The sequence below is a fragment of the Williamsia sp. Y721 genome (assembly GCF_059683565.1).
Map to the genome: position 1 here is coordinate 881,310 of NZ_JCASNH010000001.1, position 22,061 is coordinate 903,370.

14 protein-coding genes are annotated in these 22,061 nt (G+C 66.1%); 11 read left to right on the forward strand and 3 right to left on the reverse strand.

What is annotated here, in order from left to right; all coding sequences use genetic code 11:
- Nucleotides 1-128: 128 nt before the first annotated feature.
- From AC56PL_RS03795 to AC56PL_RS03825, 7 genes are read left to right on the forward strand one after another with little or no spacing between them, the layout of a single operon-like run.
- On the forward strand, nt 129-1,613 hold the full coding sequence (locus tag AC56PL_RS03795) for a nitrate/nitrite transporter (RefSeq protein WP_497153038.1): 1,485 nt from the start codon (nt 129-131) through the stop codon (nt 1,611-1,613).
- Nucleotides 1,610-3,748 carry a molybdopterin oxidoreductase family protein gene (locus AC56PL_RS03800; protein ID WP_497153039.1) on the forward strand — a complete coding sequence of 713 codons (2,139 nt, stop codon included), beginning with the start codon at nt 1,610-1,612 and terminating at the stop codon, nt 3,746-3,748. The genes AC56PL_RS03795 and AC56PL_RS03800 overlap by 4 nt, the downstream gene beginning before the upstream one ends.
- Nucleotides 3,745-5,211: an FAD-dependent oxidoreductase gene (locus AC56PL_RS03805; RefSeq protein ID WP_497153040.1), complete on the forward strand. Its 1,467-nt coding sequence runs from the start codon at nt 3,745-3,747 to the stop codon at nt 5,209-5,211. The genes AC56PL_RS03800 and AC56PL_RS03805 overlap by 4 nt, the downstream gene beginning before the upstream one ends.
- Nucleotides 5,208-7,793, forward strand: coding sequence for a nitrite reductase large subunit NirB (gene nirB / locus AC56PL_RS03810; RefSeq protein WP_497153041.1), 2,586 nt, complete (start codon nt 5,208-5,210; stop codon nt 7,791-7,793). The genes AC56PL_RS03805 and nirB overlap by 4 nt, the downstream gene beginning before the upstream one ends.
- Complete coding sequence (nirD, locus tag AC56PL_RS03815; protein ID WP_495515059.1) at nt 7,777-8,142, forward strand: nitrite reductase small subunit NirD; 366 nt, start codon at nt 7,777-7,779, stop codon at nt 8,140-8,142. Before nirB ends, nirD begins: the two co-directional genes overlap by 17 nt.
- Before the next feature lie 19 nt (nt 8,143-8,161).
- Nucleotides 8,162-9,328 carry a uroporphyrinogen-III synthase gene (locus tag AC56PL_RS03820; protein WP_497153042.1) on the forward strand — a complete coding sequence of 389 codons (1,167 nt, stop codon included), beginning with the start codon at nt 8,162-8,164 and terminating at the stop codon, nt 9,326-9,328.
- On the forward strand, nt 9,325-10,023 hold the full coding sequence (locus AC56PL_RS03825; protein ID WP_495515061.1) for a CbiX/SirB N-terminal domain-containing protein: 699 nt from the start codon (nt 9,325-9,327) through the stop codon (nt 10,021-10,023). Before AC56PL_RS03820 ends, AC56PL_RS03825 begins: the two co-directional genes overlap by 4 nt.
- Before the next feature lie 71 nt (nt 10,024-10,094).
- Here AC56PL_RS03825 and AC56PL_RS03830 read toward each other — a convergent pair whose 3' ends face one another.
- Together AC56PL_RS03830 and AC56PL_RS03835 are read right to left on the reverse strand one after the other, a co-directional pair.
- Nucleotides 10,095-10,385 (reverse strand): MGMT family protein, encoded by a 291-nt coding sequence (locus AC56PL_RS03830; protein ID WP_495515062.1) that lies wholly within the window; start codon nt 10,383-10,385, stop codon nt 10,095-10,097.
- A 1-nt stretch (nt 10,386) separates the two neighbouring features.
- Nucleotides 10,387-11,166, reverse strand: coding sequence for an alpha/beta fold hydrolase (locus AC56PL_RS03835; RefSeq protein ID WP_495515063.1), 780 nt, complete (start codon nt 11,164-11,166; stop codon nt 10,387-10,389).
- Nucleotides 11,167-11,295: 129 nt separating this feature from the next.
- On the opposite strand from AC56PL_RS03835, the gene AC56PL_RS03840 reads away from it, so the two are divergent.
- Complete coding sequence (locus AC56PL_RS03840) at nt 11,296-14,664, forward strand: ATP-dependent helicase (protein ID WP_497153043.1); 3,369 nt, start codon at nt 11,296-11,298, stop codon at nt 14,662-14,664.
- Entirely contained in the window at nt 14,657-18,037 is a 3,381-nt protein-coding gene (locus AC56PL_RS03845) for an ATP-dependent helicase (protein ID WP_497153044.1), read from the forward strand. The genes AC56PL_RS03840 and AC56PL_RS03845 overlap by 8 nt, the downstream gene beginning before the upstream one ends.
- Nucleotides 18,038-18,078: 41 nt before the next feature.
- On the opposite strand, the gene AC56PL_RS03850 is transcribed toward AC56PL_RS03845, so the two are convergent.
- Nucleotides 18,079-18,492: a DoxX-related protein gene (locus tag AC56PL_RS03850; RefSeq protein WP_495515066.1), complete on the reverse strand. Its 414-nt coding sequence runs from the start codon at nt 18,490-18,492 to the stop codon at nt 18,079-18,081.
- A 158-nt stretch (nt 18,493-18,650) separates the two neighbouring features.
- Here AC56PL_RS03850 and AC56PL_RS03855 point away from each other — a divergent pair, with 158 nt between their 5' ends.
- Both AC56PL_RS03855 and AC56PL_RS03860 read left to right on the forward strand, forming a co-directional pair.
- Nucleotides 18,651-19,721 carry an NAD-binding protein gene (locus tag AC56PL_RS03855; RefSeq protein WP_495515067.1) on the forward strand — a complete coding sequence of 357 codons (1,071 nt, stop codon included), beginning with the start codon at nt 18,651-18,653 and terminating at the stop codon, nt 19,719-19,721.
- Between the two features lie 244 nt (nt 19,722-19,965).
- Complete coding sequence (locus AC56PL_RS03860) at nt 19,966-21,975, forward strand: aconitate hydratase (RefSeq protein WP_497153045.1); 2,010 nt, start codon at nt 19,966-19,968, stop codon at nt 21,973-21,975.
- Nucleotides 21,976-22,061 lie beyond the last annotated feature (86 nt).

Consider the following 22,061-nt stretch of genomic DNA (forward strand, 5'->3'; position numbering starts at 1 on the left):
TGGTGGGGTGAGTTGTGAGAACACTGTGACTGTTCGGTCACTGGTGGCAAACCTGCGGCAACACCAATTTTCTACGGTCTCTTCAAGTCATCCGGTAACTCACCCGGACATACGAGGAGGGGCTCGACGTGACTGCCAAGGCCACCAAACGAAAGCACTACATCACCGACTGGGATCCAGAGGACGTGCAGGCGTGGGACAAAGGCAACGCCGCCATCGCCAAACGGAACCTTGTCTGGTCGATCATCTGCGAGCACGTCGGCTTCTCGATCTGGTCGATGTTCTCCGCCCTCGCCCTGCTGATGGGTCCCGAGTACGGCATCTCCCTCGACCAGAAGTTCGTCATCGGCGCCACCGCCACGTTTGTCGGTTCGTGCCTGCGCATCCCGTACACCCAGGCAACCGCCATCTTCGGCGGCCGTAACTGGGCGATCTTCTCGGCGTTCGTCCTGATGATCCCCACCGGCCTCACATTGATGTTGATGATGAACCCCGGTGACTTCGGATTCGGCTGGTTCCTCTTCGTGGCCGCACTCACCGGCTTCGGTGGCGGTAACTTCGCCTCCTCCATGACCAACATCAACGCCTTCTACCCGCAACGACTCAAGGGTTGGGCGCTCGGACTCAACGCAGGTGGCGGCAACATCGGTGTGCCTGCCATCCAACTCGTCGGTCTGTTGGTGATCTGGCTCGCCGCGGACAATCCCGAGATCGTCTGTGCGATCTACCTGGTGCTGCTGGCGGTCGCCGGTATCGGTGCCGCGATCTACATGGACAACCTCGACCACCAGACCTCCAGCGGCAAGGCGATGCTGGAAACCCTGAAATACCGTGATACCTGGATCATTTCGATCCTGTACGTCGGCACCTTCGGCTCGTTCATCGGCTTCGGATTCGCTTTCAGCCAGATCCTCAACATCTCGTTCACCTCCTCAGGTGCTGCCAAGCCCGCGCTCGCCGCAGCCCAGATCGCCTGGATCGGTCCGCTGCTGGGTTCGATCAGCCGGCCCTACGGGGGAAAGCTCGCCGACAAGATCGGTGGCGGCAAGATCACCATGTACTGCTTCGCCGCGATGGTTGCCGCGTCGTCGATCCTGGTCGCCGCGAGTGCGCTGTCGGACGCCAACGACAAGAAGATCACCGGCGGAACCCTGACCGCGTTCGTGGTCGGATTCGTGCTGCTGTTCATCATCTCGGGCATCGCGAATGGTTCTGTCTACAAGATCATTCCGGCGATCTGGGAGCACAAGTCCAAGATCAACCCGGGACTCAACGAGATGGGCCAGGCAAACTGGTCGCGGTCGATGTCGGGCGCGCTGATCGGTATCGCCGGTGCCTTCGGTGGTCTCGGTGGTGTGGCCATCAACCTGGTCTTGCGGGACAGCTACAAGTCCAACCAGTCCGCGACGCAGGCCTTCGTGATCTTCCTGGCGTTCTACGTCATCGCCGGCATCATGACGTACTGGTTCTACGTACGGCGTTCGATCGAGGTCCCGGGAGCCGTTGCCGCCGGGTCGATCGTCGACGAAACAGCCGCTGCGCCTGCCCCATCCGAGCAGCTGGCGCAACCGCAGCCCGGACCGGCGCCGGTCGCGCCGGTGGTGCAGCCGTGAGCACGCAGACAATCCCGCTGCACCGCAACGCCGACGGGTCGGTCGGAACCCGGACCCATTGCCCGTACTGCGGACTGCAGTGCGCGATGGCCATCACCGGAAACGACGCCGCCGACGCCGAGATCGCCCCGCGGCAGTTTCCGACCAACAAGGGCGGGCTGTGCCAAAAGGGTTGGACGGCTGCAGAAGTCCTGCGCAACCCGAACCGGCTCACCGAGCCACTCGTCCGGGTCGACGGGGAGCTGATACCGACAACGTGGGACAACGCGCTGGACATCGTCGCCAATGGTTTTGCCCGGACCCGACGTGAGCACGGCGCCGATGCGGTGGGGATCTTCGGTGGCGGCGGTCTGACGAACGAAAAGGCATACCAGCTCGGCAAGTTCGCGCGGGTGGCATTGCAGACCTCGAACATCGACTACAACGGCCGGTTCTGCATGAGTTCGGCGGCCGCTGCCGGGATCAAGTCGTTCGGACTCGATCGGGGACTGCCGTTCCCGTTGGCCGACATCGGTTCTGCGGAGTGCATCGTGATGCTCGGTGGCAACGTGGCCGAGACGATGCCTCCGATGGTCAGCCACCTCATGACGGCCGCCCGGGCCGGCGGCCTGGTCGTCGCCGATCCGCGCCGGACGGCAACGGTGGAACGCGCGGTGGCCGACGGCGGTGTACACCTGCAGCTCTCGCCCGGAACAGACCTCCCGCTGGTCTTGGGCATGGTTCATATCGCGGTGACTGAGGGGTACGCCGATCTGGACTACATCGCGGACCGCACCAACGGTTTCGACGAGTTCTGGCGGATCGCCGGGCAGTGGTGGCCCGAGCGCGCCGAGCGGACCAGCGGCGTTCCGGTGAGCGCGATGCGACGTACGGTCGCGCTGTTGGCAGCGTCCCGCGACCGCGGTACCGGCGCGTATGTGCTCACCGCCCGTGGTGCCGAACAGCATTCGACCGGTACCGACACCGTCAGTGCGGTGATCGGGTTGTCCCTGGTCCTCGGGCTGTGCGGGCGTCGCGGCAGTGGCTATGGCTGCATCACGGGGCAGGGCAACGGCCAGGGTGGTCGCGAGCACGGCCAGAAGGCCGACCAACTGCCGGGATACCGGAAGATCGCCGACCCGGCAGCACGCGCGCACGTTGCCGCAGTGTGGGGGATCGATCCCGACGACCTGCCCGGACCCGGCCGCAGCGCATACGAGCTGCTCGAATCCCTTGGTCAGCCCGATGGTCCGAAGATGCTGATGGTCCATGGGGCGAACCTGGCGGTGTCGGCGCCGCGGGCCGGGCATGTCGTGGAGCGGTTGCAGTCGCTGGACATGCTGGTGGTCAACGACTTCCTGATGTCGGAGACCGCGGCGATGGCCGATGTTGTTCTGCCTGTGCTGCAGTGGGCGGAAGAAGAGGGAACGATGACCTCCCTGGAAGGGCGGCTGCTGCGCAGGCGCCAGGCGGTCCCGGCTCCGGACGGTCCGCGCAGTGAACTGGAAGTGCTGTCGGAGTTGGCAATCCGCCTCGGCCAGCCCGCCGAACGGTTCAAAACCGATGCGCGCGAGGTTTTCGATGAGCTGCGACGGGCCTCTGCCGGTGGACCGGCCGACTACACGGGCATCACCTACGAGCGACTCGACAACGATGAGGCCATCCACTGGCCATGCCCGGAACTCGGTCACCCCGGGACTCCGCGGATGTTCCTGGAGCGTTTCGCCACCGACGATGGGCGGGCCAAGTTCGTGGCTGTGGACCATCACGGCCCCACCGAACCGGTGAGTCCGGACTACCCACTGATCTGCACCACCGGCCGGGTTCTGAGCCACTACCAGTCGGGAGCCCAGACCCGCCATGTGAAGGCGCTGGCCGATGCCGCAGGCCCCATGTTCGTGGAGGTGAACTCCGACACCGCCGAGCGGCTGGGAATTGCGCACGGGGATCAGGTGCGACTGACCTCGCGCCGCGGTTCCGTGGTTGCCGCGGCCCGGTGCATCGACTCGCTGCGGCCCGACACCGTGTTCCTGCCCTTCCACTATGCCGGCGACGGCCGCGCGAATCTGCTGACAAACCCCGCCCTCGACCCCACGAGCCGGATGCCCGAGTTCAAGATCTGCGCCGTGCGGATGGAACCGACGGAGTCCATATGACCAAGCGTGTGGTGATAATCGGCAACGGCATGGCCGGTGCGCGCCTGCAGGAGGAACTACACCGGCGCGACCCGGGCGGCGATCATGTCACCAGTGTCGTCATCGGCGAGGAACCGAACGCGGCATACAACCGGATCCTGATGTCGAATGTGGTGGCCGGCCGGATCAGCCCGACCGACACCATGATTCGCTCCGCGAACTGGTACAGCGAACGGAATCTGCAGACCCACGTCGGTGTGCGCGTCGAGCGTGTCGACCGTGCCGGTCAGTCGGTGCATTGCAGCGACGGGACCGTTCACCACTACGACAAGCTCGTATTCGCCACCGGTAGCCGGGCATTCATCCCCCCGATCGCCGGTGCCCTCGACGACGAAGGCAAAACGCTGCCCGGAGTGGTCACCTTCCGCAACCTGCGCGACTGTGAGGCGATCGTCTCTGCGCTCGGTGAATCGGTCTCCGGCAAGAGCATTCGGGTGGTGGTGGTCGGAGGCGGCCTACTCGGCCTCGAGGCGGCCCGCGGTGCACTCCTGCAGGGTGCCTCCGTGACGGTTGTGCATCCGCGCTCGCACCCGATGGAAAAGCAGCTCGACAGCGCGGGTGGGGCGGTTCTGACCCGGATCCTGCGTGAGATCGGGATGGACGTGGTGCTCGGCGGTCGGGTCAGCGCCGTCCGCGACGATCCACGGACCGGCCGCGAGGTGGTCCTGACCGACGGCTCCACCCTTGGCGCCGACCTGGTCATCGTGACCGCCGGTATCGCCCCCAACGTCGACGTCGCCGCCGACGCCGGGCTGTCTGTGGATCGCGGGATCGTGGTCGATGACGAACTCCGCACCAGCGACCGGTCGGTGTACGCGATCGGGGAATGCGCCCAACACCGCGACATCGTCTACGGACTGGTGCAGCCGGGCTGGGAGATGGCAGAGACCGTGGCCCAGAACCTGATCGACGACACCCAGATCGGATATGAAGGCACACAGCAGATCCTGCGCCTCAAAGCGCACGACATCGATCTGGCGTCCATGGGTGAGGTCGACACCGACCCGAACGACCTCGAGGCGGAGGTGTTGACACTGTCCGATCCCCATCGGGGTCGGTACGCCAAGGTGGTGGTGCGCAAGGACCGTGTTGCCGGGGCGGTTCTCCTGGGCAACCCGGAGGTGGTCGGAACCATCTCACAACTGTTCGACTCGGGGGCCCCGGTGCCGACCGACCGGATGCGTCTGCTGCTCGGTCACCTCACCGGAGGCGCCACCGAATCGGCGAGCCCCGCGCAGATGCCGGGCGACGCCATCATCTGCCGGTGCAACACGGTGTCGAAGAAGAACCTGACCGATGCCTGGCGAAAAGGTGCCCGGAGTACGGGTGCGATGGCAGAGGCAACCCGCGCGACAACCGGTTGTGGCAGTTGCGAATCCGTTGTCGAAGGGCTGTGCGATTGGCTCAAGACGGCAGACGCATGACAAAGACAGAAGACTTGAGAGGGAGGGCCCACGTGTCCGCTAAAACCGTTGTGGTGGTTGGTCATGGGATGGTCGGCCATCGTTTTGTGCAGGAACTGCGTCAGCGTGACGTCACAAATCAGTGGCGGGTCGTGGTCGTGTGTGAAGAACCGACCGCGGCTTACGATCGGGTGGGGTTGTCGTCCTACGTGAACAAGTGGGACCGGCAGGCGTTGGCCCTGGACGGGAACACCTACCCGGGTGACCCGCTGGTCTCCCTGCTCCTGGGCCGGTCGGTGAAACGGATCGATCGGGTCGCGCGGACCGCTGTCCTTGACGACGATTCGAGCGTTGTCTTCGACGCGCTCGTCATGGCAACGGGTTCGTATCCGTTTGTGCCACCGGTGCCCGGGTCGGACTCGGAGAACTGTTTTGTCTACCGCACGCTGACCGATCTGGATCAGATCCGGGCCGCCGCCGAGGCCGCCCCGGCCGGTGCGACGGCGGTTGTGGTCGGTGGTGGACTGCTCGGTCTGGAAGCGGCGAACGCTCTCAAACTCCTCGGTCTCAAGCCGCACGTCGTCGAGTTCGCGCCGCGGTTGATGCCGCTGCAGGTTGATACCGGTGGCGGTGCCCTGCTGGCGAACCTGGTCGAAGAACTCGGGGTCACCGTGCACACGGGTGTGGGGACTTCCGCCATCGAGCAGGCCGAGAGTGGTTCCCTGACCATCACGCTCTCCGATGAGAGCACCATCGATGATGCTGCGCTGCTGGTCTTTTCCGCCGGGGTGCGACCGCGCGATCAGCTCGCCCGGGACGCCGATCTCGCGGTCGGGGAGCGTGGCGGTGTCCTCGTCGACAGCAGTTGCCGCACCCACGATCCGGATATCTACGCGATCGGTGAGGTCGCGGCGGTGGACGGTCACTGCTACGGGCTGGTCGCTCCGGGTTACAGCACGGCCGAGGTGGTCGCGGATCGGCTGCTCGGTGGCAAGTCGGAGTTCGCCGGTGCGGACCTGTCGACCAAGCTCAAGCTGCTCGGGGTGGACGTCGCCAGCTTCGGTGACGCGATGGGCGCCACGCCGGGTTGCCTCGAGGTCGTCTTCAACGACCCGGTGGCCGGAACCTACTCCAAAGTTGTTGTCAGCGATGATGCGAAGACCTTGCTCGGTGGTGTGCTCGTCGGTGATGCGACCCAGTACGCCTTGCTCAAACCGATGGTCGGTGGTCCGGTTCCGGGCGATCCCGCGGCGCTGATCGCTCCGGCCGCCGGCGAAGGTGTGGGGCTGTCCGCCTTGCCCGACAGCGCCGAGATCTGCTCGTGCAACGGTGTCGACAAGGGCGCCATCTGCGGTGCGATCGCCCATGGGGCGCAAGACGTCGAAGCGGTCAAGGCCTGCACCAAGGCGGGTACGACCTGTGGTGGTTGTGTGCCGTCGATCACCCGGTTGCTTGCCGAATCGGGCGTCGCGATCTCGAAATCGCTGTGTGCGCACTTCTCGCATTCCCGTGCCGAACTCTTCGAGATCGTGCAGGCGACCGGTATCCGCACGTTCAGCGAACTCGTCGCCAAGCACGGAACCGGCCTGGGTTGTGAGATCTGCAAGCCGACGGTCGCATCGATCCTGGCATCGACCTCGAGTGATCACATCCTCTCGGATCAGCAAGTGGCACTGCAGGATACCAACGACCGGTTCCTGGCGAACATGCAGAAAAACGGCACCTACTCGGTGGTCCCGCGGATGCCCGGCGGCGAGGTGACCGCCGATCAGCTGATCGTGATCGGCCAGGTCGCCAAGGAGTTCGACCTCTACACCAAGGTCACCGGTGGTCAGCGGATCGATCTGTTCGGAGCCCGGGTCGAGCAGCTGCCACTGATCTGGAAGCGGCTGGTCGATGCCGGCATGGAATCCGGTCATGCCTACGGGAAGAGCCTGCGGACGGTGAAGAGTTGTGTCGGCACCAGCTGGTGCCGATACGGTGTGCAGGATTCGGTGGGGATGGCCGTCGACCTCGAAAACCGTTATCGGGGACTGCGATCCCCGCACAAACTGAAGTTCGGTGTCTCCGGCTGCGCCCGGGAATGCGCCGAAGCCCGTGGCAAAGATGTCGGCATCATCGCCACCGAGCACGGCTGGAACCTCTATGTCGGCGGCAACGGCGGGCAGAGTCCGGTGCATGCACAGTTGCTGGCCGCGGGCATCGATGACGAGACACTGGTCAAGTACATCGATCGATACCTGATGTTCTACATCCGTACCGCCGACCGGCTGCAACGAACCGCGCCGTGGCTCGCGTCACTCGAAGGTGGACTCGAGCATCTCAAAGATGTTGTGTGTGAAGACAGTCTCGGCATCGCCGCCGAGCTGGAGGCGGCGATGAGTGCCCATGTCGCCGGATACAAGGACGAGTGGGCAGGTGTGCTCGAGGACGAGGACAAACTCGCCCGCTTCGTGTCCTTTGTGAATGCGCCCGAACAGCCCGATCCCACCATTGATTTCTCAGAGAGTGGCGGACGCAAGGTGCCGGTACTCTTGGGGACACCGCAGCCCGGTGCAGCGCGCCGGGGAACGGAGGAAACGCACGATGAGTCTCGTCGATGACACCCGCGTTGAAGCACTCAACGCGACCTGGACCGCAGCCTGCCCCTTTGACCGACTTGTCCCGGGTTTCGGGGTCGCGGTCCTCCTTCCGGGAGGTGCGCAAGTGGCGCTGTTCCGGTTGGTCGACGGCGCGCTCTACGCCGTTGGCAACATCGACCCGTTCGGCAATGCGGCAGTCATGTCGCGCGGACTGGTCGGTGACCGCGACGGTGAACCAACCGTCGCCTCACCCCTGCTCAAGCAGGTGTTCTCCCTGGTGGACGGACGCTGCCTCAGTGATGAGAATGTATGGTTGCCCGTCTACGAAGTACGGCAACGAGCCGGCCTGGTACAGGTTCGGCCGCGATAGCGTGACACATGGAGGCGTAGTGAGTTCGGGTGGTCGTACGCAGGGTGAAGCAGGCCCGTTGACCGGCTTCACCATCGGGATCACGGCGGCGCGCCGGGCCGATGAGTTCGCTGCTCTGCTGGAGCGTCGCGGCGCGGTGACCGAGCGGGCACCGGCGATTCAGATCATCCCACTCGCCGACGATGCGGAATTGCGGAAGGCGACGGAGGATGTCGTCGCCGATCCGCCTGAGATCGTCGTTGCCACAACAGGTATCGGGTTTCGTGGCTGGTTGGAGGCCGCGGAGGACTGGGGGATGGCCGAGTCGCTGGTCGAGGCATTGAGCCGGTCCCGGGTCCTGGCCCGTGGTCCGAAGGCCAAGGGTGCGATCCGGGCCGGTGGCCTGCGGGAGGAATGGTCGCCTCCGAGTGAATCGTCGAGCGAGGTGCTCGAGCACCTGCTCGCCGAAGGTGTCGACGGAGTCCGGGTGGGTGTTCAACTGCATGGCGCGACCACCGAGTGGGAGCCGTTGCCGGACTTCTGCGAGGTGCTCAGGGAGGCGGGGGCGCTGGTGCTCCCGATTCCGGTGTATCGGTGGCTGCCACCGCACGACCCGACGGAGTTGGACCAGATGATCTCGCAGATCATCAACTTCGACATCGATGCCGTCTCGTTCACCAGTGCGCCCGCGGTCGCCTCGATGCTCGGCCGGGCACACGACACCGGCCGTCTCGATGCGCTGCTCGAATCGTTGCGGACCGATGTCGCGGTGATGTGCGTCGGACCCGTTACAGCGGGACCACTTGCCGCACTGAAGGTTCCGACTTCACGGCCGGGTCGATTCCGGTTGGGCGCGTTGGCCCGCCACATCGCCGAAGAAATGCCGCGACGGGTTCCGAACATGCGGGTCGCGGGGCACGACATGAGCATTCGCAGTCGTGCGGTGATGGTCGACGGTGAGTTGCGGCAACTGTCGCCTGCCGGGCTGACATTGCTCAAGGCGCTGGCGCAGAATCCGGGCCGTGTGGTGTCGCGGCAGGCGCTGCTGGCCCAGTTGCCCGGCGGGGGTGGTGACACGCATGCGGTCGAGACCGCGATGGCCAGGCTGCGGGCAGGTCTTGGCGATTCGCGCATGATCCAAACCGTGGTGAAACGCGGATACCGACTGTCGGTCGATCTCGAATACGAGGAGGGCGAGAACGCATGACATTCAATCATCTTGGTGCGCAGCCCATCCTGGTTGCCCACGGAACACGTTCCGAACATGGTGTGGCGATGATCGCGGATCTGGCCGACAAGGTCTCGGCGCAGATCGGACGAACGCGGGTCGCATTCGTCGACGTCCTCGGGCCGTCGCCCTCGGAAGTGCTGTCCGCCGTCGATGGTCCGGCAGTGGTTGTCCCGGCATTCCTGGCCGAGGGCTACCACGTCCGGCAGGATCTTCCCGAACACATTGTGGCCAGCGGTCATCGGGCCACCTCGGTGTCGCGGGCCTTGGGTCCCGATCCCGAACTCGCCCGGGTGCTGGCCCAGCGCCTGACCGAATGTGGCTGGAAGCGTGGGGATTCGGTGGTGCTCGCGGCCGCGGGATCGTCGGATGCCTATGCGCTCGGCCAGGTGCGTCGAGAGGCCAACCTGCTCGGTTCGATGCTCGGTGAGCGGGTGCCGGTGGGCTATATCGCCACTGCGCAGCCGTCGATCGCCGACGTTGTCGCCGAGGCCCGGGCCAAGACCGGACGCCGGGTCTTCATCGCGTCATACCTGTTGGCCCATGGCCTTTTTCACAATCGACTGTTTGAGGCCGGGGCAGATGGTGTGAGTGCCCCACTTGGTGCCGACCCTCGCGTCGTCGACCTGGTGGTCCGCCGCATGCGCTCGGTCCGCGTCCCCGTCGCCCGGTAACCCCCCCATTTTGGTGGGTTTTGGTGGACGTTTCCGCAGGTCGGCCTCGCCAGAACCCACCAAGATCGGGGTCAGAGGCGGGCGAGTTTCATGTCGACGCGGCCGTCGAAGACCGGGACGCCTTCGGCCTGAAGGCGTTCGAGTTGACTGGTCCGTAGATGGGGTGCCGGCCGACCACTGACCGCGATGACGCGATGCCACGGCAGGTCGGCCGAATCGGTCCGCATGATCCAGCCGACGATCCGGGCGCTGGACAGTCCGGCCGCCGCGGCCACATCGCCGTATGTGGTCACCTTGCCGGTCGGTATCGCTGCGACGATCTCGCGCACCCGCTCGACCTGGTCTTCCGTCACCGGTGCCATATCAGTTGCGGGCCAGCGCTTTCGCGACCAGGGTGGCTGTCAGTTCGGCTCTGGCAAACGGGACCATGTGGTCGCAGTCTTCCTCGAACACCCTCAGCAGATCGCCCTGATGCTCGGCGAGCGCGGTGCGGAAGGCGTCGGTGACATAGGGCGGCTGCACACGCATCGCCTGCACCAGATCGACGGGTATGCCGCTGGGAGGGAGCACGAATGGGAGGCTCAGCTCACCCCAGGTGGTGACCACCATCGCCGGATTGATGCGCCAGTTCACCCGATCGCCGACCGGGATCAGATGGTCGGCGATCTCTCGGTCGAGGATCTCGGGCGTGAGTTCGGACCAGGACCCACCGAGCTTTTCTTCGCGGGCCGCGGCCTCGTCTGGGTAGTCGTAGTGCGACATGTAACTTGCGGCCACCTCCTCGAGCCACTGCGGATCGAGCCCGATGGCCGGATCCAGCAACACCAGCGACCGGATGCGCTCACCGAGCGACTGCGACAGATGCAGCGCCAGGGCTCCTCCGTAGGAATGGGCGACCACCACCATCGGTCCGTCGATGTACTCGTCGGCGACCTCGCGCAGCGCCGAGGTCTGTGCCTCGATCGACCACGGCGGTGTCCACGGTGAGAACCCGTGGCCGAGGAGGTCCGGTGCCACGATCCGGGCATGGGGCAGCGCGTCTGCGAGATCGATCCAGCGTTTGCCGTGTCCGGTCAGGCCGTGCAGGGCCAGAACCGGCGGACCGTCGACGGGTCCGAACAGTTCCACATTGAGTGCAGACATAGCCGCAATCTTGCCTGACGCCCCGGTGTTCTGCCTGCGGTGTCACAGCGACATTCCGGGGCGACCGCGACGTGGTTGGGCGTGAACCCGGCGACGGGGGGTGCACCGGTCCGGACCTGTCGGACGCACATGACACCATCGAACACAGTCGAGAGAAAGGATGTGTGTGTGCCCGCATTGACCACGCGATTGGTATCCGCGCCGATCGCCGCAGCGCACCCGCGCACCTGGCCGGCGCACGTACAGGCACTCATCGACGGCGACTTCACCGCGACCGGGCGGTTTCGCCCCTACCGGGTCCATGGTGGACCGGGCACCGGGAAGACGTCCCTGATCGTCGACATCGCGGTCGCGCGACTGTCCGATCCGGACACCGACCCCGAATCGATCCTGGTGCTCGCCTCCAGTCGTCGGGCGGCCACCGAACTGCGTGAACAGATCACTTCCCGTCTGCTCTCGACGGGGGTGGGGCCTGCGCGCACGCCGCGGGCCACGCGCGAGCCGATCGTCCGCACATTGCACTCCTACGCGTTTGCGGTCCTGCGTCTGCAGGCCGCGGCCCACGACAACCCGCCACCACGTCTGATCACCGGGGCCGAGCAGGATGCGGTTCTGCGTGAACTACTGGCAGGCGACATCGAAGACGGTGCCGAGTATTGGCCGGAGCGGCTTCGGCCGGCCTTGGGTACCAACGGTTTTGCCCAGGCCCTGCGCGACATGATGATGCGCGCCGCCGAACGCGGCGTCGGTCCCGAAGACCTGATCGCGCTCGGCCGCACCCATCGCCGCCCGGAATGGCAGGCAGCGGGCAAGGCCTACCGCCAGTACGAGCAGAGTGGTCTGCTGCGCGGGGCGGTCGGTCTGGAGGCCCCACAGGCCACGGCCCCGGCGGTGGACGCGGCCGAGCTGGTCGGCTCGGCCCTGACCGCGTTTGCCACCGACCCCGAACTCCTGCGCAGCGAGCGGGCCCGGGTGCGGTACCTGTTGGTCGACGACGCCCAGCACCTCGATCCGCAGGCCGCCACGCTGATCGAGCTCGTGGGCGCCGGGACGCGGCAGGCCGTGGTCGCCGGTGACGGCGATCAATCGATCTACGGCTTTCGCGGTGCCAGTGCGCGGTTCCTCGACGAACTCGACGACCCGGAGCGGGATATTCTGCTGGACAACAACTTTCGATCGACTTTGCCGATCAGCAATCTCGGTGGCTCCATCGCGGCCCGGCTACCGGGCCGTCGCCGCCGAAAATCGGAGGCCGATCACCCGGATGCCCCGGCCCCGGTGGTCCGCATCTACGGCTCGGCCGCCAAAGAGGCCACCGCGATCGCCGACATGATGCGTCGCGCCCACCTCTATGACGACGTGCCGTGGTCACAGATGGCGGTGATCGTCAGGTCGGTTCCCCGGGCGATGGCACCACTGCGCCGGGCCCTGCGGTCGGCCGGTGTCCCGGTCATGACCCCGGCCAGCGAGATACCGCTGGCGCTGGCGCGGTCGGTGTCGGCGATGTTGCTGGCGTTGCGTGCGGTGGAGATGCCGCTGGAGCCCGATTCGGCGCTGGAGTTGCTGTCCGGTCCGATCGGCGGCGCCGATCCGGCGGCGTTGCGGCGCCTGCGGCGTGGCGTGCGACGGGTCGAGACCGAGTCGTCCCGCGACCGCGATTCGGCCACCGTGATCGCCGAACTGGTCAGTGCCCGGCCCGCAGCGGAGGGACTCGAACCCGAGGGCAGCGAGCCCGCCATCGACGTCGAGCACTACCTCGGCGGGCTGACCGACGCCGAAAAGCAGCCGCTGGTGCGGGTGCTGACGGTCATCCGGGCGGCGCGTACTGCTGCGGCGAGCCGTCGCAGTATCGAGGAGATCCTGTGGGAGGCCTGGCAGGCGAGCGGATTGGGGCCACGCTGGTCCAATCAGGTGATGCGCCGCGACCACGGTCCCGGCGGGGCCCAGGCGGACAGAGATCTCGACGCGATGGTGGCGCTGTTCGACGCGGCCGCCAACTTCGCGGACAGCCTGCCCGCGGCCACCCTTGGCGGATTCATCGACTACCTCAACGCCCTGCAGATCCCCACCGAATCGAGGATGGCCCAGACCTCGTCCGATTCGGTGACGGTGCTCTCGGCGCACGCCGCCGCCGGTCGGGAATGGGATGTGGTCGCGGTGGCCGGGGTGCAGGACGGGCTGTGGCCCAGTCTGCGCAGTCGCGGCAGCATCCTCGGCACCGGTCAACTCGTCGACCTGCTCGACGGTATGTCGGCCGACGCGATCGACACCATCTCGCGGACCGCGGTCGCACTGGCCGAGGAGCGGCGGCTACTGCTGGTCGCCTGCAGCCGGGCCCGCCGGCGGTTGATGATCAGCGCTGTGGACGACGGCAGTGGCGACGCTGCGCCGTCGCGGTTCGTCGGTGAACTGGCCGCGGTGGTCTCCGGTGCCGACGAGGAGGGCGAACCCGAACTGGAATTGCCCGTCGAACCCGGTCTGCGGCGGGTGCTTTCGCTGTCGTCGCTGGTTGCCGAACTCCGGGCTCAGGTCTGCGACAGCACCGGGCAGGACGATCCGCGGACGCGGGCGGCAGCCGACATGCTGGCCGAACTGGCGGATGCCGGAGTGCCCGGAGCGCACCCCGACGAGTGGTACGGGCTGGCCGGGCCGAGCACCACCGAGCCGCTCTGGTCCGAGGCATCGGGCCCGTTGACCTTGTCGCCGTCGAGCGTCGAATCGCTGGGTACCTGTTCGTTGCGCTGGATGCTGGAACGCTATGGCGGCCGGGACGGGGACTCGCGTCCGGCAGTGGCCGGAACGCTGGTGCACACCCTTGTGCAGGCCGTTGCGGGCAAGATCCCGCCGGAGGACGTCACGGCGTCACTTCGCCGCGTCTGGGACCAGGTCGATGTCGGTGCACCATGGTTCTCACGCCGTGAACTCGAGCGCACCGAGGAGATGCTGACCAACTTCCGGCAGTGGCTCAAGATGTCTCGCGAGGGTTTGAGCGAGGTCGCAGTCGAGATCGACGTCAATGCCCGGGTGGAACCGGCGCAGATGACCGGCGCCGATGGCGAGATCCTCGACATCCCCGAGGTACGGCTGCGTGGCCGCATCGACCGCCTCGAATCCGACAGCAAGGGCCGGCCCGTGGTCGTCGACGTCAAAACCGGCAAGAACACGATCTCGGTGGCAGCCGGCCAAGACCACGCCCAGCTCGCCACCTACCAGCTGGCGCTGACCCTGGGCGGGGTGCCGGAACTCGGCAACGTCGAACCGGGTGGCGGCGCGCTGGTGTACGTGAACAACGCCAACGGCAAGACCGGTGCGGCCCAACGCAATCAGGACCCGCTGGATGAGGAGCAAGTCGATCAGTGGCTGGCCGTGGTCCGGTCGGCGGCCTATCGCAGTATCGGGCCGACGTTCGAGGCGACGATCAACGACGGCTGCGGGCATTGCCCGCTGACGTCGAGCTGCCCCGCCCAACTCGACGGACGGATGGTCACCGATGGCTGAATCTGCGGTTCAGACAAGGATTTCCGCGCGGGTGCTGGCCGGCGCGCTTGATCAGCCGCCACCGACCGATGAGCAGGTCGAGGTCATCGAGGCGCCGCTGGAACCGGTGCTGGTGGTGGCGGGGGCCGGCGCAGGCAAGACCGAGACGATGGCTTCGCGCGTGGTCTGGCTGGTCGCCAACCGCCTGGTCGAACCCGACGCGGTCCTGGGTCTGACCTTCACGCGCAAAGCCGCACAGGAATTGGCCGCGCGGATCCGGCGACGACTGTCGATGCTGGCCGGCTCGTCGGCGATGTCGCGCTGGGATCCCGACGGCGAGCTGCGCGTCAAGTTGCGTTCGGCAGATCCGCAGGTCAGCACCTACCACGCCTATGCGGGCCGGTTGATCGCCGACTATGGATTGCTCCTGCCGGTGGAGCCGTCGGCGAGATTGCTCAGCGAGACGGAACTGTGGCAACTCGCGTTCTCTGTGGTCGGCGGCTGGTCCGAGGATCTCGATACCCCCAAAACGCCAGGGGGAGTGACGGAATCGGTTCTCAAACTGTACGGAGAGTTGGCTGAACACCTGGTGAGCCTCGAGCAGCTCGCCGCAGCGGGCGACGACCTCTACCGGCTGATCGACACACTGCCCCCGGTCGGGCGGCAGAAGCCGACACCGCCCGCGAAGCTGCGGGACATCCAGGCCGCGATCGACGAGCGTCGTGCGCTGGTACCCCTGGTGGCAGCGCTCGGTCAGGCGATGATGGACGCGAACGTGCTCGATTTCGGTAGCCAGATGTCGCTGGCGGCAAAGCTTGTCACCGCGCACCCGGAAGTGGCGCAGGCGGAGCGGGCCGCCATCGGGGCGGTGCTCCTCGACGAATACCAGGACACCGGACATTCACAGCGGGTGTTGCTCTCGCAACTGTTCGGGACGCCACGGGGCGTTCTGGCCGGTGCCGGGATCGCGGTCACCGCCGTCGGTGACCCGATCCAGTCCATCTACGGTTGGCGTGGTGCCTCGGCGGCCAACCTGCCGCGGTTCACCACCGACTTCCGGCGCAGCGACGGCACCCAGGCGCCGCGCCTGGAACTGCTCACCAGCTGGCGCAACGCGCGCTACGCCCTCGACATGGCCAACGCTGCCTCCGACGAACTGCGCCGCCGGGGAGTTCCGGTGAGCATCCTGCGACCTCGTGACGACGCCCCTCGCGGCACCATCGACATGGCGCTCACCGACACGGTTGCCGATGAACGCACGTGGATCGTCGATCAGATCGAGCGCGAGTACAACCAGGCCGACGGCAAGCCGCCCACCGTGGCGATCCTGGTGCGGCGCAACCAGGATTCGGCGCCACTGGCCGCGCAGCTCGCCGATCGTGGGATCGCTGCCGAGGTCGTGGGTATCGGTGGGTTGCTCGGCGTGCCCGAGGTCCAGGACGTCGTCGCGATGATGCGACTGATGTCGGACCCGATGGCGGGTACCGCCGCGGTCCGGTTGCTCACCGGTCCCCGCTGGCGGATCGGTGCCAGGGATCTCGCTGCGCTGTGGGCGCGGGCGCGAGATCTGGCGGCAGGCGTCAACGCCGTCTCGGGCACCATGACCAGTCTCGAAGAACTCGACAGCGCACTCGATTCGGCGGTGCCCTCGGAGACGGTGGATCAGGCGGGGCTCGGCGATGCCCTCGCCGATCCCGGTCCGGCAGCCCGGTATTCACCGGATGGCTACCGCCGGATCAAATTGCTCGGGCACCAGCTGTCCGTGCTGCGGGCGCGTATGGGTGGGCCGCTGCCCGAATTGGTGGCCGAGGTCGAGCGCGTCACCGGTGTCGATGTCGAGGCGCAGATCCGGGCACGTGGACTGCGCGGAAACATCACCGGGCGTGAACATCTCGATGCCTTCGCCGAATATGTGGCGAACTACGCGGAGCGTTCCGCGGCCACCCTGCCCGGGTTGCTGGCGTTCCTCGCATCGGCCGCCGACATCGAGAAGGGCCTCGAGCCCGGCAAGGTCGAGATCGCCGAAGACCGGGTGCAGATCCTGACGGTGCACGCGGCCAAGGGGCTCGAGTGGGACGTCGTGGTGATCGCGCACCTGTGCACCAACATCTTCCCGGGCGGCAAGGCCGAGGGCACCTGGCTCAAGAGCGCCAGGGAGTTGCCTGCGGAATTGCGCGGCGATCTCGCGGACTCGGCTGAAGGCGAAGGCTTTCCACCGCTGGTGCTCGATGGTCTGGAGAACCGCAAGGAGCTCGAGGAGTCGATCGAAGCGCACCAGGAAGCGCTGCGGGGGCGCAAGCTCGAAGAAGACCGCCGGCTCCTCTATGTGGCGCTGACCAGAACCAAACGCGCGCTGATCATCAGTGGTCACCATTGGTCCGCCGCCGGTGACAAACCCAAGGGCCCGTCGGTGTTCCTGACCGAACTACACGAGATCGCACAGGAGTTGATCGAGACCTCGCCGGACGGCGCGCCGGGGTTGACCATTGCGCAGTGGGCTGCCGAACCCGAAGAGGGGGCCGAGAATCCGCTGGCGATGCTGGCGGCCGGGGCGTCCTGGCCTGCCGATCCGCTGGGGTCGCGGCGTCCCGGAACCGAGCGCGGTGCCGACCTCGTCCGGGCGGCGTTGCGTGCGCGCGGTGAACCCGCGTTGTTCGACATGGGGGAGGAGACCGACCCCGAATCCGGCTGCGAGGTCGAGGACGGCGATCCGCAGATCCGGGAATGGGCCAACGATCTCGCGGTACTCCTGACCGAGCGATCCGAAGGCCTGGGCTCCGACATCGAAGTGACCATGCCGCAGCACCTTTCGGTGAGTCAATTGGTCGAACTCGACAAGGACGAAGATGCGTTCGCCCGACGCCTTCGCCGGCCGCTGCCGTTCAAGCCGAACCCGCTGGCGCGCCGGGGCACGGCATTCCACGCCTGGGTGGAACGCCGATACGGTGCCACCCGGCTCCTCGACATCGACGAGTTGCCGGGTGCGGCGGATGCCGAGGGCGGCTCTGATGCCGACCTCGAGGTCTTGCGAGAGGCGTTCCTGCGATCGGATTGGGCGGCCCGCAACCCGATCGAGGTCGAGGTGCCGTTCGAGACCGTCATCGCCGACACCATCATTCGTGGACGCATCGATGCGGTCTTTGCCGAACCCGACGGCGGATACACGGTGGTCGACTGGAAAACCGGTGCGAAACCGACCCCGGCACAAGAACATTCGGTCTTTGTCCAGCTGGCCGCTTATCGGGTGGCGTGGGCGGAGCTGACCGGCACCGACCTCGAGAAGGTTCGGGCGGCGTTCCACTATGTGCGGTCGAACTCGACCCTGCGCCCGCGTGACCTACCGGACCGGGCCCGCCTGGCCGCCCTGATCCGCAGGGAGAAGGGCGCATCCTGAGCAGGCGGCTCCGCAGAGAGAGGGCCTCGGCCCTGCGCGCCTCAACGTTTCGGCGCGGACTTCCAGACCCGCCACCCGGCCCATATCATCGGAAGCTGAAGTGGCAACCGGCCCCACGCGACGGCGCGCTGCGGCAACGGCTTGTTCTTGTACAGACGGACCATGTTGATGTTGCCCGGATACACGCCGACGAACAGCGCCACGGCTGCCAGTCCGCCGTACCGGCGCGTCTTGGGGGCGAGCAATGCCGCACCCACCGCGAGCTCGACCACCCCGGAGCCGTAGGTGTAAGCGCGTGCGCTGCCCGGCAACTCGGCGGGAATCAGCTGGTCGAAGGGTTTCGGGGCGGCGAAATGCAGGGTCCCCATGCCCAGCAGTGCGACACCCATGCGAGTGGCCAGCTTCTGCTCGTCCGGAAACGCCAACTGCGGCAAGCTCTGTTTGGTTGCTGTCATCCCTCCACCATGCCTCATGATGTCGCAGGGCGACGGCCTGACGATGTCCCGTCGTGTCCGTCGCCATGACCGCCCGGTGGCCGATAGGACTACAGTCCCAGTTTGTGCGTACGCAAACTCTGCAACCGGTAGGTCGCGGCGAGACAGGGGTCGGATAGATGGCTGCGGGTCGGCTACGCCGGCGGTTCAAGGACGATGAGCTGACAGATATGCCCGACCACGCCCTGGTCGGTGTGGTCCGCATCCCGGAGATGCAGTCGAGCCCGGGCCGGGCGATCAGTCGCCGCGTCATCTTTGCTCTGGCCGCATTGTTTGCCGCGGTGTTCATCGTCTATCTCGACCGGGACGGCTACCGGGATGTGCAGGACAGCCCACTGTCGTTCCTGGACTGCCTCTACTACGCGACGGTGTCCCTGTCCACGACGGGATACGGTGACATCACGCCGTACACACCGTCGGCCAGGCTGATCAACGTGCTCGTCATCACGCCGCTGCGGGTGATGTTCCTGATCGTGTTGGTCGGTACCACCCTCGAGGTCTTGACCGAACGGTCGCGGCAGGCGCTCAAGATCCAGCGATGGAGGAACAAGGTGCGGAACCATACCGTGGTCATCGGCTACGGAACCAAAGGCAAGACCGCTGTGAAGGCGATGATCGCGGACGGACAGAAGCCCGCCGAGATCGTCGTTGTCGACGGTGATCAGGCCGTGCTCGACAACGCCGCGGCCAAGGGATTGGTGACCGTGCGCGGTGATGCCACCCGATCGGATGTCCTCCGGCTGGCCGGCGCCCAGCATGCGTCGGCGATCATCGTCGCCACGAACCGTGATGACACCGCGGTATTGGCGACGTTGACCGCACGAGAACTGGCCCCGAAGGCGAAGATCGTCGCCTCCATCAGGGAAGCGGAGAACACCCACCTGATGAAACAGTCGGGCGCCGATTCGGTGGTGGTGAGTTCGGAGACCGCGGGCCGCCTGCTGGGGCTGGCGACGATCACCCCGACCGTCGTGGAAGTGATCGAAGATCTGCTCACACCCGACCAGGGATTTGCCATCGCCGAACGCGATGTGGAGCCCGACGAATACGGCGGATCGCCGAGGCACCTGCCGCAGATCGTGCTCGGTGTCGTGCGTGACGGTAAATTGCATCGCGTCGACGACAGCAAGGTCGATGCGATCGAGCAGGGCGACAGATTGCTGTATGTCCGGCAGGGCAACGCGGACTAGCTGTTCGTTCAGGGCCGGCTGCCTGGGCTGCCCGGGACAACGAAACTCGTGTCCGCGCGGTTTGCCATACCCGGGCGATATTCGATATCGGCTGGAAGACTTGGGACTTCCGAGTGCACTGTGATCCCCTCTGGCGAACCCGGGTCGAGCCCAGCGGCCTACCGGTGTCGGTATGTAACCCATCCGCTCGGGCTCTGACGCCGGCGTTCGTCCAGATGTGGTCCGCATCGTAGGGAGTTTGCGCATGCCGGCAAATGTCGCTCAGAAGTTGATCGAGTCGCATCTGGTGTCGGGGTCCACGAAGCCCGGTGAAGAGATCGCACTGCGCATCGACCAGACACTGACCCAGGACGCCACCGGAACCCTGGTGATGCAAGAACTCGAGGCACTTGGTCTCGATCGTGCGCGCACCGAGGTCAGCGTGCAGTACGTCGATCACAATCTGCTGCAGACCGACGAGAAGAACGCCGAGGACCACGAATACCTGCGGACAGCGTGCGAACGATTCGGTCTGTGGTTCTCCAAGCCCGGCAACGGTGTTTCCCACCCGACACACATGCAACGGTTCGGGGCGCCGGGCAAGACGATGGTGGGATCTGATTCGCACACGCCTGCCGCGGGTTCGCTGGGGATGCTCGCCATCGGTGTCGGTGGTCTGGAGGTCGCGTTGGCGATTGCCGGCCATCCCCTCAACATTCGGATGCCGCAGATCTGGGGTGTGCGGCTCGACGGTGAACTGCCGCCGTGGTGCTCGGCGAAGGATGTCATCTTGGAGATCCTTCGGCGCCACGACGTCAATGGTGGCGTGAACAAGATCATCGAGTACCACGGGCCGGGGCTGGAGAGTCTGACCGCGATGGATCGCCACGTCATCGCGAACATGGGTGCCGAACTCGGCGCCACCACCAGTGTTTTTCCGAGCGACGATGCTGTTCGGGAGTTCTTGCGCGCAGAGGGCAGAGCCGATGACTGGGTTGAACTGGTCGCCGACGAGAACGCCGGGTACGACGTGGAGGAGACCATTGATCTCTCGAAGATCGTGCCGCTGATCGCGAAGCCCTCCTCCCCGGGGAACGTGGTGCCGGTCCGTGAGGTCGCGGGTGAGGATATTTCGCAGGTGGTGATCGGGTCGAGCGCGAACCCGGGTCTTCGGGATTTCGCGATCGCCGCCGCGATGGTCGCAGGCAGGCAGACCGTGCCCCAGGTCAGCTTCGACATCAACCCGACATCCCGGGAGATCCTCACCGATCTGACGAAGATGGGCGCGACCACCGAACTGATCATCGCCGGTGCCCGCATCCATCAGGCCGGCTGTATGGGCTGCATCGGGATGGGACAGGCGCCGGCGACCGGAAGCAATTCCCTGCGGACGATGCCCCGCAACTTTCCCGGACGCTCGGGCACCAAGGAAGATGCGGTGTGGTTGTGTTCGCCCGAAACGGCGGCTGCCTCCGCGTTGACCGGCACCATCACCGACCCGCGCGACTGGGCCGCCGATGTCGGCATGGACTATCCGGCATTGGATCTGCCCCAACAACATTCGATCAACGTCGACATGCTGGTGCCGCCGCTCGACGCCGATGAGGCGGTACGGGTCGAACCGGTGAAGGGTCCCAACATCTCGAGTCTGCCCGAACTCGATGATCTTCCCGACGAACTCGAGGCTCCCGTTCTGTTGAAGGTCGGCGACAACATATCGACGGACGAGATCTCGCCTGCCGGGGCAAAAGCCCTCCCGTACCGCTCCAATATCCCCAAGCTGGCGATGTTCACCTTCACCCGCATCGACGAGACCTATCCCGAGCGTGCGCAGCAAGCCGGTGAGGCCGGGCACATCATCGTCGGTGGCGAGAACTACGGGCAGGGATCGTCCCGCGAGCATGCCGCCATCGCCCCTCGCTACCTTGGTGTGCGGATGGTCATCGCCAAGTCATTCGCCCGCATCCACTGGCAGAATCTGGCCAACTTCGGTGTCCTGGCAGTTGAATTCGACGATCCGGCCGACTACGAGAAGATCGAACAGGCCGATGTCCTGCGCGTCGACGACCTGCGGAAGACGCTGGAAACCCACGATACGTTCACCATCGACAACGTCACCAAAGGTGCCCCGATCACGGTGCGGCACCGGTTGTCCGAGCGACAGGTCGCCGATGTCCTCGCAGGCGGCCTGATCCCGCGACTGGGCCGCGAAGGGGAGTCGGATGTGCAGGAGGCGAAGGAGACCGTCCTGCAGGACGGCGGCGAGATCAGCTAGCCCGGACAGTTTCTTCATGACGGTGGCCGTCAGCGGGGTCAGCCGTGCGGGCCGGAAGGGAGATCCCATCCCGCCCCGCGGCTTAC

What these genes read in the sequence shown, in the direction of transcription:
- AC56PL_RS03860 (WP_497153045.1), top strand. Translation starts at nt 19,966, where the DNA reads ATGCCGGCAAATGTCGCTCAGAAGTTGATCGAGTCGCATCTGGTGTCG.
- AC56PL_RS03825 (WP_495515061.1), top strand. Translation starts at nt 9,325, where the DNA reads ATGACATTCAATCATCTTGGTGCGCAGCCCATCCTGGTTGCCCACGGA.
- nirD (WP_495515059.1), top strand. Translation starts at nt 7,777, where the DNA reads ATGAGTCTCGTCGATGACACCCGCGTTGAAGCACTCAACGCGACCTGG.
- AC56PL_RS03830 (WP_495515062.1), bottom strand. Translation starts at nt 10,385, where the DNA reads ATGGCACCGGTGACGGAAGACCAGGTCGAGCGGGTGCGCGAGATCGTC.
- AC56PL_RS03850 (WP_495515066.1), bottom strand. Translation starts at nt 18,492, where the DNA reads ATGACAGCAACCAAACAGAGCTTGCCGCAGTTGGCGTTTCCGGACGAG.
- nirB (WP_497153041.1), top strand. Translation starts at nt 5,208, where the DNA reads ATGACAAAGACAGAAGACTTGAGAGGGAGGGCCCACGTGTCCGCTAAA.
- AC56PL_RS03840 (WP_497153043.1), top strand. Translation starts at nt 11,296, where the DNA reads ATGACACCATCGAACACAGTCGAGAGAAAGGATGTGTGTGTGCCCGCA.
- AC56PL_RS03855 (WP_495515067.1), top strand. Translation starts at nt 18,651, where the DNA reads ATGGCTGCGGGTCGGCTACGCCGGCGGTTCAAGGACGATGAGCTGACA.
- AC56PL_RS03835 (WP_495515063.1), bottom strand. Translation starts at nt 11,166, where the DNA reads ATGTCTGCACTCAATGTGGAACTGTTCGGACCCGTCGACGGTCCGCCG.
- AC56PL_RS03845 (WP_497153044.1), top strand. Translation starts at nt 14,657, where the DNA reads ATGGCTGAATCTGCGGTTCAGACAAGGATTTCCGCGCGGGTGCTGGCC.
- AC56PL_RS03805 (WP_497153040.1), top strand. Translation starts at nt 3,745, where the DNA reads ATGACCAAGCGTGTGGTGATAATCGGCAACGGCATGGCCGGTGCGCGC.